The organism is Protofrankia sp. CiP1_Cm_nod4, from assembly GCF_982290645.1.
Genome location: NZ_CEVIVC010000038.1, coordinates 7391 through 21919 on the forward strand (window position 1 = coordinate 7391; position 14529 = coordinate 21919).

Genomic DNA, 14529 nt, shown 5'->3' on the forward strand with positions numbered 1-14529 from the left:
CCGGCTGTCGGGCCACGGGCCCGGCGTGGGCGCAGCGCTATCCGGTGGCTATCCGGTGGACAGGTCCTCCGCGGGCACGGACGGCCTGGCCCGCCGGCCGGACAGCCGCGCCTCCAGGTAGGTCGCCAGCCTGGTCACCAGGTAGTTGACGAGGATGAAGATGCCGCCGATGACCAGATAGGTCTGGATCGGGTTGTGCAGGGTCTGGATGGCGATCAGGGCCCGGCGCAGCAGCTCCTCGTAGGAGATGAAGGCCCCGAGCGAGGTGTCCTTGAGGATCACCACGAGCTGGCTGATCAGCGCCGGCAGCATCGAGCGGAACGCCTGCGGCAGCAGGACGATCCGCAGCGTCTGGCCGCGGGTGAGGCCCAGGGCGGCGGCCGCCTCGCGCTGCCCCTTCGGCACCGCGAGGATGCCCGCCCGGACGATCTCGGAGATGACCACCGAGTTGTAGGCGGTCAGACCGATCACGATGTACCACAGCGGCGGCAGCTTCAGCCCGTAGACCGGGAGAACCTGCGCCGCGAAAAAGATCGCGATCACCACGGGGACGCCGCGCAGCAGCTCGACCACCCCGACCACGGCCCACCGGTACCACCGGGCCGCGGAGATCCTGGTCGTCGCGATGAGCACCCCGAGCACCAGGGAGAAGGACATCGCCAGGCCGGCGGCGGTCAGGGTGTGCACCAGACCGCCGCCGAGCAGACGCCACAGGGCCGGGAAGTTCTCGTCGCCGGGGTTGAACAGCGGGCTCCACCGGCTGCCGTCGAACTGGCCGTTCGCCGCCAGCCGACGGACGGCCAGCGCGGCCAGCGCGGCCAGCGCGATGCCGGCGGCCACGCTGGCGACGGCGATCCGCCGGCGTCCCCTTGGACCCGGGGTGTCGTAGAGGACTGAGCCGCTCACCGGGTCACCCGTAGCCGTTTCTCCGCCGCCAGCACGAGCAGGCCGGTCGGGATGATGATGATCAGATATCCGATCACGACCCCGGAGTAGACCGGTAGCGCCGGTTCCCCCCGCGCGCCGTTGAGCGTGCTCGCCACGCTGTAGAGTTCGCCACCGACCCCGAACGCGCCGACGATCGCCGAGTTCTTCACCATCGCGATCCCGACGTTGCCCAGCGGGGGGATGACCGCCCGCAGTGCCTGCGGCAGGATGACCAGCCGCAGCGACTGGCCGAAGGTGAGGCCGATCGAACGGGCGGCCTCCGCCTGACCGGCGTCCACCGCGCCGATTCCGCTGCGTACCGCCTCACAGACGAACGCGGCGGTGTAGACGGTGAGCCCGGCGGCCCCGAAGGCGAAGTACGAGCCGTTGATCCCCACTTCCGGCAGGCCGAAGGCGAAGGCGAACAGGACGATCGTCAGCGGACAGTTACGGACCAGCGTCACATAGGTGGTGCCCACGGCACGCAGGGGCGGCACCGGCGACACCCGGAACCCCGCGAGAACGATCCCGAGCAGCAGCGCCGCCACGGCGACCAGACCGCAGATCTTCAGTGTTCCCAGCAGGCCGTCGGCGTACAGGCCTAGGTTGTCGGTGATGACATCCATGGCGGCTCCGGGGTGGCATCGACTCAGGAGACCGCGCGGCTCATCGGGGCCGCGCGGTCCACAGCGGTTACGAAAGGCGCGGGGGCCCGACGGTCAGGAGCAGGTGCCGAGCGTGGGCAGCGCCGGGGCGCTCCCGGCGACCTTGCCCGCCGTGGCCTCCCACGCCTTGGCATAGCGGCCGTCCGCCGCCGCCGCGGTCAGCTGCTCGTCGATGAACTGGCAGAAGGCGGTGTCACCCTTTTTGATGCCGATACCGTAGGGCTCGGTGGTGAAGGGCTTGCCGACGAGCTTGAACGCGCCGCCGCTGCTGTCCACCAGGCCCAGCAGGACGACGTTGTCGGTGGTGACGGCGTCGACCTGGCCGGTACGCAGCGCGTCCGCGCACTTGGAGTAGACATCGAAGAGCACGATGTTGGACGCGTCGGCGTATTCCTTGATTTTCTCGGCCGGGGTCGACCCGGAGACGGAGCAGACCTTCGCGTTCGCCGCGCGCAGGGACTCCGGCCCGGTGATCGTGGTGTTGTCCTTCTTCACCATGATGTCCTGGCCGGCCTGGTAATACGGGCCGGCGAAGCTGACGAGCTGCTTGCGCTTGTCATTGATGGTGTAGGTGGCGACGATGAAGTCCACCCTGCCCTGCTGGATCGCGCCTTCCCGCTGGGCCGACGGCGTCTCGATGAAGGTGATGTTCTCCGGGCCGATCCCCAGGCCGGCGGCGATGATTTTCGCGATTTCGACGTCGAATCCGTCGACCTTGCCGCTGAGGCCCTTCAGCCCGAACAGCGGCTGGTCGAACTTGGTGCCGACGGTGACCTTCCCCGCCTCGGCGAGCCTGGCCGCCGTGGTGCCGGTGGCGAAGGTGGGTTTCGCCGTGGTTTCGGCCTCGGTACCGGTCGTATCGCTCCCACAACCGGCGGCGGCGAGCGCGACGGTACCGGCGACGACGGCCGTCACCAGCCTCCGTCGCCGCCGTGGGTGCCGCTGAAGCGGCTGGAACGGATGGAGCTGGCTCAGCAGGCGTGGAATCCGCATGGTCGTCCTTTCGAGGGGATCATGTCGGCTGTGGACGGGGGAAGGAGAGGCGGGCCGGCTCACCGGTGAGCCAGCGCGGTCAGTGCGGGAGGACCCGGGCCAGGAAATCGCGAGCCCGCTGCGTCCGTGGGCTGTCGAAGAACTCCACCGGCGTGCCCTCCTCGAGGATTCCGCCGTCGGCCATGAACACGACCCGGTCCGCGGCCTGCCGAGCGAATCCCATTTCGTGGGTGACGACCACCATGGTCATGCCGTCGCGGGCGAGTTCGGTCATGACGTCGAGCACTTCGGCGATGTATTCCGGGTCGAGGGCCGAGGTGGGCTCGTCGAAGAGGATCACTTTTGGGTCCATGGCCAGCGCCCGGGCGATCGCGACACGTTGTTGCTGCCCGCCGGAAAGCTCGGCCGGATAGCTGCCGGCCTTCGCGCCGACGCCGACCCGGTCGAGCAGTTCCCGGCCTCGGCGCTCGGCCGCCTCCCGGGGGATTCCCCGGACCTTTGTCGGCCCGAGCGTGACGTTCTCCAGCGCGGTCTTGTGGGCGAAGAGGTTGAACGCCTGGAAGACCATGCCCACCTCGGCCCGTAACCGCGCGAGCGCGCGGCCCTCCTCGGGCAGCTGCCGCCCGTCGATCGTGATCCGCCCGGCGTCGATGGTCTCCAGCCGGTTGATGCAGCGGCACAGCGTCGACTTGCCCGATCCCGACGGGCCGATGACGACGAGCACCTCGCCGCTGTGGACGGTCAGGTCGATCACGTGCAGCGCCCGGAAACCGCCGAAGGACTTCTCGACGCCCTCCATGACGATCAGGGGTTCACCTCGCGCGCTCTTCGTCACGTGCAACCCTTCGGTCAGGACGTGTAACCCTTCGGTCAGGTTGAGCGGAACGGTAGCAGGTGTACTCCGCATGTCTCGGCGGTGTGTCGGATGTCGAATACCGCATACCCATCCGACCTTTATGATCATTATTGTGATGCTCGGCGGCCCCGTGGCGGGTGTGCCTCCGTGCGGCCGAGCGGATGCTGCTCGGAGAGCGTTGACGGGAGCTCGGATCGCTACTGTCAGTTATTGGCGGTAGCCGTATGGTCACTTCTGGTGTCCGCCCGCTTGCCGGCCGGCCTGTCGTATCGGTGTTGCCGGTATGTGACGACGATCATCAGATCGTTTCCGCTGGCAATCCTTGACATGATTATTACGCACCGCGTAAGTTCTACGCATCGCGTAAATCGCGCAGAACAAGAGCCTTCAGGGAGGCGTGCCGTGGCAACCGGGACCCGTCGTAAGAACACTCTCACAAAGTTCATCAGTGATGTCATCGACGACAGCAAGGACCTGGTAGACGACCTGATCGACCGGGCGAAGGACGTCGAGAACGACACCCGCAAGGCCGTCACCAACGTGGTCAAGGAAGAGGGCGACATCCCCAGCGGTGACGATCTTCAGGATCTCAAGAAGGCGCTCACCGAGCTGACCGCGAAACTCGACCAGCTTTCCGCGGTCAAGGGCACCGGTAAATAGCACTGACGGATTACGGGGTTGGTGTCGGATATTCGGCGCCAACCCCGTTGCTACGTTATGGGGCTTTATGCCTGCCATCGTCTTCGAGCCGTGGGTGGACGACGCCGACACCGTGGATGTCGGGGTGCTGACCAGGCTCGGTCCGCATGTGACCCCACAGATATTCGACGTCGACGACCCCCACCTGTTACTTGTCGCTCCCCGTAGCTCCGTCAAGATACGCGCGTTACGGCGGGACGACCGGATGAGCGTGCTCATCCGTGCTGGCACGAAGTTTCTCGCGGCGTCCGGATACGCGTCGATCGTTGATCCACTCTCCCCGGTCGACCTGCTGTCCCCGGGCCGCCTGCTGCGTGCCCCGACGACCGTGGTCTCGTTCATCGGCCGCAACAACCGCCACCTCACCGGCATGGCGGCCGACCTGGGCCTGCGTACCGCGACCCTGCCCACCAGTCGGGTACTCGTCGAGCTCGACGTCGTCCGCACCATCGAAACGACGTCCGGAGGCGGGATCGTGGCCGCCGGGGACTGGCCCGAAGCGAACCTGCTTCTTACCGGAACACCCGAGACACGGATCACACCTCCCGCCGGGCCATGGTCCGCGGACGAGCGGCGGATCCTCGACGAACTCCTCGAGCATGCACGTCCCGTGAGCGTGGGCCTTCGGACGGCTGCCGGGCCGGTCGTGCTGCCCGGCACCTGGGAGCCGGACACCGCCCTTGTCCGGGTTCCGGCGGCGTTGGCGAGGCTGGTCGGCGTCACCTCCGGCGCACCGGTGTCCGTCACGGCCCACACCGGCGGTCACCGGCTCGACAGCAAACGAGGGGTACTGCTCCGGGGCGAGGGAGAGATCCGCCGAGACGGGACGGACATGCTCCTCGGCATCAGGAACAGCCGCGCGACGGTGTGGCGAGGCGACCGTTCGCGCACGGTCCGTTCGGAGTCATCCTCCGCGCGGGAGCCACAGCCGTAGCGTAGGTGGAAACCGCTGTGGCAACGGCTGTTTCCACCTACGAGCACGGAAGCCGTAGGTGGAAACAGCCATGGTGACGACCGAAACCACCTACGCCTTCCGACGGGAGGGACAGCATCCGCTCAGCCTGCTCGGCGTCGTCTGGCGAGCCAGGCTGCGGCGGCGACGGCCAGCAACATGTTGCGGTTGCTGCGTGTCCTCGCGTCGGCCCGGTCCTCCTGACGTGACCGGCGGGCCTGTACCGCGTTGACGTTGACAGTGAACTCACGGTTGGAGATATCTCGACCGAGAGTACGCAGTTGCTCGACGATGGACATCGACCCGCCCATCAGGTCGAGCACCAACTGCGCCGCCTGCTCCTGGGAGAGCAGCTCGCGGACGAGATCGAAGAGGATGTCCCGGAACTCCTCCTCGAAGACGTCGGTCACCGAGAGCTCGGGCGAGAGATAGCGCACCGAGCCCTCGAGATTGGCGAACGACTTGCCGAGCAGCGCGACCACCGGGCTGGTCTGGATACCGCGCCGGCTGGAGAACTTCAGGATCGACGTCAGCGCGACACCGAGGTTGAGATCCTCCAGGCTGGCGTCGGCGATGGTGGGCACGAAACCGCAGCAGTCGCTGACGAATGCCGGAATGTTGGCCCAGGAGCTGGCCCGGCCCAGCTCGATCCATGCTTTTGCCAGCCCATGACCGTCGTTCTGCGAGAGGGCGACCAGAATGCTCGCGAACGTCAGCGACTGGCGCCGGTCCATTCTCCCGACCATTCCCCAGTCGATGAGGTACGCCTTGCCGCCGGGTTCGACGAAGACGTTGCCGGGATGGGGGTCGGCGTGGAACATCCGGTCGACGAAGAAGCCGCGGTACATGAAGCTGAGCAGGTCGCGGCCGATCGCCTCGCGCTCGGCGTTGGTGAACTTGTCGCGGTTGGCGTCACGGATGGACGTGCCGGGTGCGAGCTGCTGCACCAGCACCTTCTTGGTGACGAAGATGACCTCGGGCACGGCGAGGTTGTCGAACCCCTCCATCGCCTCCCGCGCGGCGTCCATGTTGCGTGCCTCGACGCGGAAGTCCAGTTCGGCCTTCATGGCGTCGAACATGATCTCCATCATGGCGGTGAGGTCGAAGACGTCGTCGAGGTCGGGCACCCGTTTGGCGAAGAACTTCCCCAGCCGCTTCAACATGGCCATGTCGTCGAGCATCACCGGGGCGATACCCGGCCGTTGGATCTTGACGACCGCCCGTTCGCCGGTGCGTAGCGTGACGGCGTAGACCTGCGCGAGCGAGGCCGCGCCGAGCGGTTTGTCGACCTTGATGTCCAGGAAGGCGCTGCGCCAGTCGCGCCCGAGCTCCTCCTCCAGAATGGGCTCGAAGGTCTCGAACGGCGCGACGGAGACCTTTTCGTGGAGGTTCTGAAACTCGTCGATCATGTATTGCGGCATTATGTCGGGGCGGGTCGACAGCATCTGGCCGATCTTCACATAGAACGGGCCGAGTGACTCGAGCGCGTGCCGGATCCCCCTGGCCCGGGTTTTTTCGCGTTCCTCGCTGTCGGCGGAGTCGTCGCCACGCTTGCGACGCAGCCCCACCGCTCCGCTGATCTCCTGTAGAAGAAGTTGGGAGAGAACTCCCGCGACCACCCGGGCACGGCTGTCGCTCATGTCCTGATGCCGCCGTCGACGCCGAGAACCTGGCCGGTCACGTAGGATGACGCCGGGTCGAGCAGGAACAGCAGTACCCGGGCCACCTCCTCGTGTTCGCCGAGGCGGCCGGCCGGTACCAGGGACTCGGCCTCCTCCTGCAGACCAGGGAAGACATCGAACGACTCGTCGTGTAACAGGCCCGACTCGATGGTGTTGACGGTGATGCCGGCTGGCGCGAGCTCCCGCGCGAACTGTCGGCTGATGGTGAACAAGGCGTCACGTAACCAGGTGTGCGGGTTGGTGGAGCTCTTGCCGCCGGGCAGGGCGTTGAGCACGGTCACGATGCGGGCCGTCGCTCGCCCTGAGAGATGCGGCGCAGCCGCTGAGGTGAGATTGAACACACCGGACAGACTGCCCAGCAGGAGGCGCTGCCATTCCTGCGGAGACAGGGATGTCAGAGGCACCGCGTTCACGATGCCTGTCGCCTGCTGATTGCCGATCGTCGTGACCAGGATGTCGAGCCCACCGTGATGGGCGGCGGCCTCGGCCAACGCCCGGGAGCAGTCCTGCCAGGATGCCACGTTTCCCTGATGCGCCGACAACGGTTTGCCGCTGCGCTGTTCCAGGAACTCGTCGACTTCGGGGCGCCTCCGACTGTAGCCGACGGCCACGCGCGCCCCACGGGCGAGCAGTGCGTCGGTCAGACTGGCGCCAAGGTTACGCGTGCCGTCCGCCACGAAGGCTACTTTACCGAGGAGAGTGCCCTCGTCACCCATCAGGCGGCCGGGCCGGAGCGGAAGAGCAGCCGTTGCTTGCTCTGCCAGTGCTGGGCCGCCAGGGTCCCTATCCGGGACGCCATCGACTCGACATGTTCTTCGACGTGGTCGGGTAGCACGCGTCGCAGCTTAGAGGGATACCGGTGTCCGCAGTCGACTTCCGCGACATAACGCAGGCTGGTCTCGTCCTCGGCGACCGAGGTCAGGTCGAAGACCTGGGTCGAGAGCACGTCCAGGGAGGGCACGCGGATGGACCAGGTGAGCTGGTGCGGCGGGATCGCGGAGTCGATGTGGGCGGTCGCGTCGACGAGACGGCTCAGCGGTCCCCACGACAGCCGCACCTTGATGCGGTGGGCGCCGTCCTCGTCGACCTGGATCGGGCCGGAGATCTCCGGTGAACGCCTGAGGATGTCGTCCAGGCGTTCCAGTTCGGTCCAGACCTCCCCGATCGGCGCGTGTACCCGCACCGTGGTCTCATGATGCACCTGACCGTCTCCCCTTCTCAGTCGCGGCCTGGGATCGTACGGTTTTCATCGCCGGTACCGGGAAAGCTGTTGCCGCGCTGCCCCCGTAGGCTACGATGAGACGTCAAGCCATTATGGGATGTCATGCCGCCGCCATTGTCTCGCTTGTCGAGAGCGGACAGTAGCGAACCGGCAATAGCGGAGAGGCTCGCGGGTATGCCGGTCTGCAGACCAACCTTGTCCACCAGCGCGCCCTTGAGCGCGTCGGCCAGGACCTGGTTGGTACAGTCCTCGCCCGAGCCGTCACGGACAGCTCGGAACCGGCGACCGGCCTGGATGTCCTCGCGGATCTCGCTGAGCGGAATCCGCCGATGTTCGTTGATGTCGTAGAGGCTGCCGTCGCTGTCACGTCGCAGGCGGCGGTAGTGCCCCCGGGGCGGGCGTGGAGTACGGCGCTGATTCAGGCTCATTGGTCCACATTCTGCGCGTCCGAGCCTTTGCGAGCATCAGGGGGTGGCTTGGGGGAGACATGATCTTTCTGGTCGCGGTCTGCTGCCGGTTTCGCGGGTCGCGTGGTGTCAGCGTCGCTGATGAGCGCGGACACCACACGGGTGAGTTCGTCGATCTGTGCTCGTAGATCGCGCAACTCGTCCTGCTGCTCATGGCGGTCTTCGACGACGATCCGGGCGATGCGGTTCGGCATGCGGATCAGCTCGGCCAGGGGCAGGTCCGTCGAGTCCCGGTTGCTCAGCACCCGGCCGAGAAAGTGGGCTGTCATGTCGGCGCCGGTCTCGTGGTCCTCGACCCGGATGTTCTCGCCGTCGCGAATGAGCCGCTCGATCTGGCGGAGCGAGGTGAAGCGCCGCTCCACCGTGTCGTAGAGCTTGCGGTTCGCGTAACGCCTGATCAGCCGCTCGGTCGCACCATCATCCGAGACCGGCATGGCAGCCGCGTTCATCGATGGTCCATCCTTTGCCTCATGCTTGATTGTAAACATAAGATCAGGCCGGCGCCCTGGATCCGTCCAGAGCGCCGGCCTGATTGCCATGCGACAACTACTTGCTGCCAGCCTTGGTCTCGGCGAGCTGGTTCACCTTGGAGGTCAGCTCCGCGAGGGCCTTCTTGAGGTCCTGCAGCTCATCGCTGCTGGGGCTGTCGTCGTCGACGACGTTCCGCGCGGTCCTGCGCAGGTCGTCCTCAAGGTCGCGGCTGCGGTCGATGAGGTCGTCGACGAGGTCCTTGGTGTTGTCGACGATGTCCTCGATGAACTTCGTCAGCGTGTTCTTCCGCCGACGGGTGGTAGTGGCCATGCTGCCCCTCCTTCATGGTTGACGCTGTCCGGGCTGGTGGTGCGGTCCCGACGCCCCGTATGTCTTACGCATTGCGTAGATTTACGCAATGCGTAAGACATGTCAACCACTGCATTGAGGATTGTGGTATTGCTCACTCTGGGTGTTCGAGTTATACCAATTGGGTGTTTATGTACGGTCTGGGCCGTACTGCGCGGAGAGGCGTCGATTCGCTCGTCCGTACCCGGCCGCGCTGATTGTCCGGCCCTGTCGCGACTGGCCCTGTCGCGGCGCGGTTACCGCCGGCCCGCTCCCCGGACGGCGTCCGGGCGGCGGCGAGGGCCGCGGGGGAGCTCCGGCAGGGAGGCGGCGATGCCGGCCAGCACCCACGCCAGGCCCTCGTCGAACCTCTGCTGCGCATCGCCGTGGTCGGTCAGCGCGGACAGGTCCGGATCCAGCTCGGCGATCCGGGGAAAGTCGCCGGTGTCGACGAGAGTCCGCAGGTAGCTCTGGACCAGCTGCCGCTGCTCGGTGGCGTCCACGTCTCCCCGGGGCGGCCTGACCTGGTCGAGCCGTTCGGTGACGAGGTGCCCGACCGTGTAGGTGTCGACGGCCCGCAGAATGCGGATCCGATGCCGCTGGTCGATGTCGAGGCCGGCGACGGCGGCCAGGGACTGCTCCAGATGGCGCATGGCGTTGGGCCCCAGGCGCGGCCAGTGGCCTCTGGCCTTCACGATCCACGGATGTCGCAGGGCAACAGCGCGCGTTCGCTGGGCGATCGTCCACAGCGCGTCCCGCCAGTCGGCGGGCAGCGGTTCGGGAACGATGATGTCGGCCATTGCCTCGTCGGTCATCAGCTCGAAGAGGTCGTCCTTGCGCTGGATGTGCGAGTAGAGGCTCATCGGACGGGCGCCCAGCGCCGCCGCGACCCGCCGGATGGAGACCGCCTCCAGCCCTTCGGCGTCGGCCAGCGCGATCGCCGTGTCGACGATCGCCTGCCGGGTGAGCCCCGGTTTCCTCTCCTTGGCCAGGCGGGCCCACAGCAGGCCTGCCGGCGGCCGGTCGGCCCGCGGGGAGGCGTCCGGCGTCTGGATCGCGGCATGGCGGTCACCGGGCACGGGACGAGGGTATCGCCGGATCCGATCCAGCGATACTTCGTACGGTGAATCGATACGCCGTATCGCCTGGAAGACGCTGTACGGGTTGTCGATACAGTGTAGCGTCGGCCGTGGTCGCGTATCCGTCCGGCTACGTCGCGCCAGGGCGTTCCAGGCATCGACCGTCCCCGAACCGTTCCCGGAGGCTCGTGATGGCACAGACCCAGGCGTCCACCGCATCCGAGCGGCCGGACGAGCCGGACGAGCCGGGCGGGCCGGAGCCGGCGAAGGCGAAGCGGGCGGAGAGCGACCGGCTCGACCCGTCGCTGCTCCGTCTCGCCGGGATCATCCTGGTCGGCACGATGGTCGTGCAACTGGACCTCACGATCATCGCAGTCGCCATCGACACCCTGGGGCGTTCGTTCGGAGTCGGGATCTCGACGATCCAGTGGGTCAGCACCGGCTACATGCTCGCGCTGGCGATGGTGATCCCACTGACCGGCTGGTCGGTGGAGCGCTTCGGCGGCAAGCGGATGTGGATGCTGTCGCTGGCGTTGTTCCTCGTCGGGTCGGTGCTGTGCGGGATGGCCTGGTCAGCCGGCAGCCTGATCGCCTTCCGGGTGCTGCAGGGCATCGGCGGTGGCATGCTCCTGCCGCTGATGCAGACCATCCTCGCCCAGGCCGCCGGCCCGCGGCGGATGGGCCGGCTGATGGCCACGGTCGCCGTGCCCGCCCTGGTGACGCCCGTCCTGGGCCCGGTCATAGGCGGTGTGATCATCGACACCCTGAGCTGGCGCTGGATCTTCCTCATCAACGTGCCGGTCTGCCTGGCCGCCCTGCTGCTGGCCTGGCGGGGGCTGCCCGACATGCGGATCCCGGGCCGGCATCCGCTGGACGTCCGTGGGCTCGTGCTGCTCTCCCCGGCGCTGGCGGCGGTCGTCTACGGTTTCTCGGCGGCGGGCAGCCGGGGCAGCTTCACCGACCTCGAGGCGGTCGTCCCGCTGGTCGCCGGAGCGGCCCTGCTGGTCCTGTTCGTCGCGCATGCCCTGACGAGCGAGGCGGAGCCGATCATCGACCTGCGGATGTTCCGCAGCCGGTCCTTCACCGGCTCATCCGGGATCATGTTCCTCTCCGGGATCGCGCTGTTCGGCGCGATGTTCCTGCTCCCGCTGTACGAGCAGCAGGTCCGTGGGCGCAGTGCGGCCGAGGCCGGGCTGCTGATGGCCCCGCAGGGAATCGGCATGATGATCGCCATGGTTGTGGCCGGCCGGCTCGCCGACCGGGGGGCCGTCCGGCCGCTCGCCATCACCGGCCTGGTGCTCAGCGTGCTGGGTACCGCCGCCTACACCCAGGTCGGCACCGGCACCAGCGAGTGGCTGCTCGGCGCGTCCCTGGCCCTGCGCGGTGTCGGGCTGGCGGCGGTGATGATCCCTGTCATGTCAGCGGTCTACCACGGCCTGCACCAGGACGAGATCCCCCGCGCCACCTCGGCGGTGCGGATCTTCCAGCAGGTCGGCGGCTCCCTCGGCACCGCCGTGCTCGCGGTGGTCCTCGCCCACGGGATCGCTGACCGGGGCGGATCCGCCCGGGTGGACGCGGCCGGGCTGGCGGACGCCTTCGGGAACACCTTCTGGTGGACGCTGGCGCTCACCGCCGCCGCGGTACCGTGCGCCTTCCTGCTACCCGGCCGGAGGACGGCCGTCCCCTCGCGGCCGGCCGTCCCCCCGCAACCGGCCGTCCCCGTCCAGGGGAGCGATCCGGTCAGTGCAGACGCAGCGCGGCGGAGCTCGTGACCACCCGCTCCCACTCCTGCGCGTCGACCGGCGGGGTGGCCAGCGGCCGTGGGCCGTCCGGGCGCAGCCCGTCGAGGAGCAGGTCCAGATGGCGGCGCCACACCATCGGCGCGACCCGGTCGGTCGCGTCGACCAGGCTGGTCACCGTCCACAACAGGACGGAAATATCACGGTAGGTGACGTCCGGGCGTAGCCGGCCGGCCTTGCGGGCGGCCTCGAGCAGGCCGTCCACCACCCGGTGGATCTCCTCCCGCAGCGGCCGGCCGAGGGCCGAGTCCCACAGCCGGCTGTTGCCCCTGCCCTCGCTGGCGTGCCGTTCCACCAGGGTCCGCACGAACGTCTCCAGGCGCTCGCCGGGCTCGCGGTGCTCGCCGGCGGCCCTGGCTAGGCCCAGCATGCGCTCGAGGTAGGGCAGGGCGACCGCGTCCAGCAACGCGCCCTTGGTCGGGAAACGGCGGTAGACGGTGCCGATGCCGACTCCGGCGCGGCTGGCGACCTCCTCCATGGTGAAGGCGGGACCGCGCTCGCCGTACACCTCGGACGCCGCGGAGAGCACCCGTTCCCGGTTCCGCGCCGCGTCGCAGCGTAGCCGTTCCGGCGCTGTCGTCTCTGACAGCGCGGGCACGGACGAGGTTTCCGCGGTCCTGCTCATGACGACACGGTAGTAGTGTCACGCGGCGAACACAGCCGCTAGCAGGACTGTGTGGTCGCCGGAGCACCGCCGCGCGGCTCGGGCAGCGTCATGTTCCTGGCGGCCGGAGCCTCGCTGGCCGGGGTGCCGGTGGGCTGCCGGCGTAGCGGCACGATGGCGGCCGCCACCGCGGCGGCAACCATCGACACGGCCAGTACCGCGAAGCTCACGCTGTAGCCGTGCTCGCTCGGCAGCCCGCTCGCCAGGGCGCCGGAGGCCAGGATGCTGGTGACGACCTGGCTTCCGATCGACCCGCCGATGGTGCGGATGTTCGCGTTCATCCCGGTCGCGGCCCCGGTCTGGCCGGCCGGGACGGCCTCGATGATCAGGTTGGACATGGACGAGAACGCAAGCCCGATACCGAGGCCCTGGATGGTCGTGGCGACGAAGAACTCCCAGGGCTCGTGGTGCGCCACCGAGAGCATCAGGAACGGGACCGAGGCCAGCAGGGAACCCACCACCAGCGGCTGCTTGGCCCCGCGCCGGGCGGTGATCCGGCCGATCAGGGAGCTCATAATGATCATAGCTATGCTGCTGGGCAGCAGATACAGCCCGGAGACGGTGACCGAGGCGTCGAAGCCGTAACCGGCCTCCGGGGGCGCCTGCAGGAACGGCGGGATGACGATGAAGGTCGAGTACATTCCGACGCCGAGCAGCAACGCCGCCACGTTGGTCCACCACACGGCCGGGACGCGCATCATCGTCATGTCGATCAGCGGTACGGCGGAGCGTTCCTCCACCTGGATCCACAGCACGATCAGCACCACGGCCGCGCCGAACAGGCCCAGTGTGCCGCCGGACGTCCAGCCCCAGGCGCTGCCCCGGTTAAGCCCGAGCAGCAACGCGACCAGCCAGCCGGACAGCAGTGCCGCGGCCGGGAGGTTGACCCGTCCCGGGCTGCGCACCGGGGACTCCGGGATGAACAGCGCCGTTACCAGGGTGGCGAGCGCCGACATGATGAGCGGGATCCAGAACAGCCAGTGCCACGACAGGTGGTCGACCACCGGCCCGGCGATCACTATGCCGAGCGCGCTGCCGATACCGAGCATCCCCGACATCAGCCCGATGGCGCCGGGCACCCGGCGGGCCGGGAACTCGTCGCGGATGATGCCGAAGGACAGTGGGAACAGCCCGCCGCCGATCCCCTGGACCACCCGGGCGACGATGAGCACGCCGACCGAGCTCGTCAGCGCGGCCAGCAGCGATCCGGCGGTCAGCGAGGCATAGACGACGACGAGCATCTTCTTCTTGCCGAACATGTCGCCGAGGCGGCCCAGGATGGGTGTCGCGACCGAGGCGGACAGCAGGTAGGCGGTGAGCACCCAGGTCACCGTCGTCTGGGAGGTGTGCAGATCCCGCTGGACGACCGGCAGGGCCGGCAGCACCATCGACTGCAACAGTGTGTAACCGGCAGTACCGAGCGTAAGCGCGGCAAAAGTGATGGCGACCTGCTGGTCGCTGCGTTCTGTGGACATGGGCCTCCGTCCCGGACAAGCGGAATTGCCCTCCGGATCGTAACAGTTAAGTGGAGTTTGATTCCGCTTAATCGTCCGGTCACCCGGCGGCCCGAAGTCGGCCCAGCCGCTGGCGGCCGAGACTGCCGCAGCTCGCCGCAGGCGCCACGCGTGGCCGCTTCACGCCTCATCCGGCGTCGTGGCTGGTGTACTGGTTGCTGACCGGCCCTGACCGATTACGATCGATCATG

General features: G+C 68.0%; 16 protein-coding genes. 3 read left to right on the forward strand and 13 right to left on the reverse strand.

What is annotated here, in order from left to right; translation table 11 throughout:
• Positions 1-48: 48 nt before the first annotated feature.
• The 4 genes from AC5LSR_RS09755 to AC5LSR_RS09770 all read right to left on the reverse strand — a co-directional run bounded on the left by AC5LSR_RS09755 (position 49) and on the right by AC5LSR_RS09770 (position 3384).
• Positions 49-906 carry an amino acid ABC transporter permease gene (locus AC5LSR_RS09755; protein WP_250285509.1) on the reverse strand — a complete coding sequence of 286 codons (858 nt, stop codon included), beginning with the start codon at positions 904-906 and terminating at the stop codon, positions 49-51.
• Positions 903-1553, reverse strand: coding sequence for an amino acid ABC transporter permease (locus AC5LSR_RS09760; protein WP_250285510.1), 651 nt, complete (start codon positions 1551-1553; stop codon positions 903-905). The genes AC5LSR_RS09755 and AC5LSR_RS09760 overlap by 4 nt, the downstream gene beginning before the upstream one ends.
• 93 nt (positions 1554-1646) lie before the next feature.
• Entirely contained in the window at positions 1647-2507 is an 861-nt protein-coding gene (locus tag AC5LSR_RS09765) for a glutamate ABC transporter substrate-binding protein (protein ID WP_445548571.1), read from the reverse strand.
• A 157-nt stretch (positions 2508-2664) separates the two neighbouring features.
• The gene (locus AC5LSR_RS09770; RefSeq protein ID WP_445548573.1) at positions 2665-3384 is read right to left on the reverse strand and encodes an amino acid ABC transporter ATP-binding protein; all 720 of its coding nucleotides are present in this window, start codon (positions 3382-3384) and stop codon (positions 2665-2667) included.
• A 459-nt stretch (positions 3385-3843) separates the two neighbouring features.
• Here AC5LSR_RS09770 and AC5LSR_RS09775 point away from each other — a divergent pair, with 459 nt between their 5' ends.
• Both AC5LSR_RS09775 and AC5LSR_RS09780 read left to right on the forward strand, forming a co-directional pair.
• Positions 3844-4101 carry a hypothetical protein gene (locus AC5LSR_RS09775; protein ID WP_250285512.1) on the forward strand — a complete coding sequence of 86 codons (258 nt, stop codon included), beginning with the start codon at positions 3844-3846 and terminating at the stop codon, positions 4099-4101.
• Positions 4102-4168: 67 nt separating this feature from the next.
• Positions 4169-5074, forward strand: a complete 906-nt coding sequence (locus AC5LSR_RS09780; protein ID WP_250285513.1) for a pyridoxamine 5'-phosphate oxidase family protein — start codon at positions 4169-4171, stop codon at positions 5072-5074.
• Between the two features lie 122 nt (positions 5075-5196).
• Here the strand turns inward: AC5LSR_RS09780 and AC5LSR_RS09785 are convergent, their stop codons facing one another.
• From AC5LSR_RS09785 to AC5LSR_RS09815, 7 genes are all read right to left on the reverse strand, one after another.
• On the reverse strand, positions 5197-6732 hold the full coding sequence (locus AC5LSR_RS09785; RefSeq protein ID WP_250285514.1) for an ABC1 kinase family protein: 1536 nt from the start codon (positions 6730-6732) through the stop codon (positions 5197-5199).
• A complete protein-coding gene (locus AC5LSR_RS09790) occupies positions 6729-7490 on the reverse strand; it encodes an SDR family oxidoreductase (RefSeq protein WP_250285515.1) in 762 nt (253 codons plus the stop codon). The genes AC5LSR_RS09785 and AC5LSR_RS09790 overlap by 4 nt, the downstream gene beginning before the upstream one ends.
• Entirely contained in the window at positions 7490-7975 is a 486-nt protein-coding gene (locus AC5LSR_RS09795) for an SRPBCC family protein (RefSeq protein WP_250285516.1), read from the reverse strand. Before AC5LSR_RS09795 ends, AC5LSR_RS09790 begins: the two co-directional genes overlap by 1 nt.
• A 17-nt stretch (positions 7976-7992) precedes the next feature.
• Complete coding sequence (locus AC5LSR_RS09800; RefSeq protein WP_250285517.1) at positions 7993-8424, reverse strand: polyhydroxyalkanoate synthesis regulator DNA-binding domain-containing protein; 432 nt, start codon at positions 8422-8424, stop codon at positions 7993-7995.
• Positions 8421-8912, reverse strand: coding sequence for a polyhydroxyalkanoate synthesis regulator DNA-binding domain-containing protein (locus tag AC5LSR_RS09805; RefSeq protein ID WP_250285518.1), 492 nt, complete (start codon positions 8910-8912; stop codon positions 8421-8423). The genes AC5LSR_RS09800 and AC5LSR_RS09805 overlap by 4 nt, the downstream gene beginning before the upstream one ends.
• Positions 8913-9009: 97 nt before the next feature.
• On the reverse strand, positions 9010-9264 hold the full coding sequence (locus AC5LSR_RS09810) for a hypothetical protein (protein ID WP_250285519.1): 255 nt from the start codon (positions 9262-9264) through the stop codon (positions 9010-9012).
• 275 nt (positions 9265-9539) lie between these two features.
• Positions 9540-10361: a TetR/AcrR family transcriptional regulator gene (locus AC5LSR_RS09815; RefSeq protein ID WP_250285520.1), complete on the reverse strand. Its 822-nt coding sequence runs from the start codon at positions 10359-10361 to the stop codon at positions 9540-9542.
• A 191-nt stretch (positions 10362-10552) separates the two neighbouring features.
• On the opposite strand from AC5LSR_RS09815, the gene AC5LSR_RS09820 reads away from it, so the two are divergent.
• Entirely contained in the window at positions 10553-12133 is a 1581-nt protein-coding gene (locus tag AC5LSR_RS09820) for a DHA2 family efflux MFS transporter permease subunit (RefSeq protein ID WP_493468373.1), read from the forward strand.
• Here AC5LSR_RS09820 and AC5LSR_RS09825 read toward each other — a convergent pair.
• Positions 12102-12785 (reverse strand): TetR/AcrR family transcriptional regulator, encoded by a 684-nt coding sequence (locus tag AC5LSR_RS09825; RefSeq protein ID WP_250292790.1) that lies wholly within the window; start codon positions 12783-12785, stop codon positions 12102-12104. The genes AC5LSR_RS09820 and AC5LSR_RS09825 overlap by 32 nt on opposite strands.
• A 38-nt stretch (positions 12786-12823) precedes the next feature.
• On the reverse strand, positions 12824-14299 hold the full coding sequence (locus AC5LSR_RS09830; RefSeq protein WP_250284190.1) for an MFS transporter: 1476 nt from the start codon (positions 14297-14299) through the stop codon (positions 12824-12826).
• Positions 14300-14529 lie beyond the last annotated feature (230 nt).

Coding starts and splice junctions, on each gene's coding strand:
- AC5LSR_RS09760 (WP_250285510.1), bottom strand. CDS start 1,553: ATGGATGTCATCACCGACAACCTAGGCCTGTACGCCGACGGCCTGCTG.
- AC5LSR_RS09770 (WP_445548573.1), bottom strand. CDS start 3,384: ATGGAGGGCGTCGAGAAGTCCTTCGGCGGTTTCCGGGCGCTGCACGTG.
- AC5LSR_RS09780 (WP_250285513.1), top strand. CDS start 4,169: ATGCCTGCCATCGTCTTCGAGCCGTGGGTGGACGACGCCGACACCGTG.
- AC5LSR_RS09785 (WP_250285514.1), bottom strand. CDS start 6,732: ATGAGCGACAGCCGTGCCCGGGTGGTCGCGGGAGTTCTCTCCCAACTT.
- AC5LSR_RS09790 (WP_250285515.1), bottom strand. CDS start 7,490: ATGGGTGACGAGGGCACTCTCCTCGGTAAAGTAGCCTTCGTGGCGGAC.
- AC5LSR_RS09800 (WP_250285517.1), bottom strand. CDS start 8,424: ATGAGCCTGAATCAGCGCCGTACTCCACGCCCGCCCCGGGGGCACTAC.
- AC5LSR_RS09805 (WP_250285518.1), bottom strand. CDS start 8,912: ATGAACGCGGCTGCCATGCCGGTCTCGGATGATGGTGCGACCGAGCGG.
- AC5LSR_RS09810 (WP_250285519.1), bottom strand. CDS start 9,264: ATGGCCACTACCACCCGTCGGCGGAAGAACACGCTGACGAAGTTCATC.
- AC5LSR_RS09820 (WP_493468373.1), top strand. CDS start 10,553: ATGGCACAGACCCAGGCGTCCACCGCATCCGAGCGGCCGGACGAGCCG.
- AC5LSR_RS09825 (WP_250292790.1), bottom strand. CDS start 12,785: ATGAGCAGGACCGCGGAAACCTCGTCCGTGCCCGCGCTGTCAGAGACG.
- AC5LSR_RS09830 (WP_250284190.1), bottom strand. CDS start 14,299: ATGTCCACAGAACGCAGCGACCAGCAGGTCGCCATCACTTTTGCCGCG.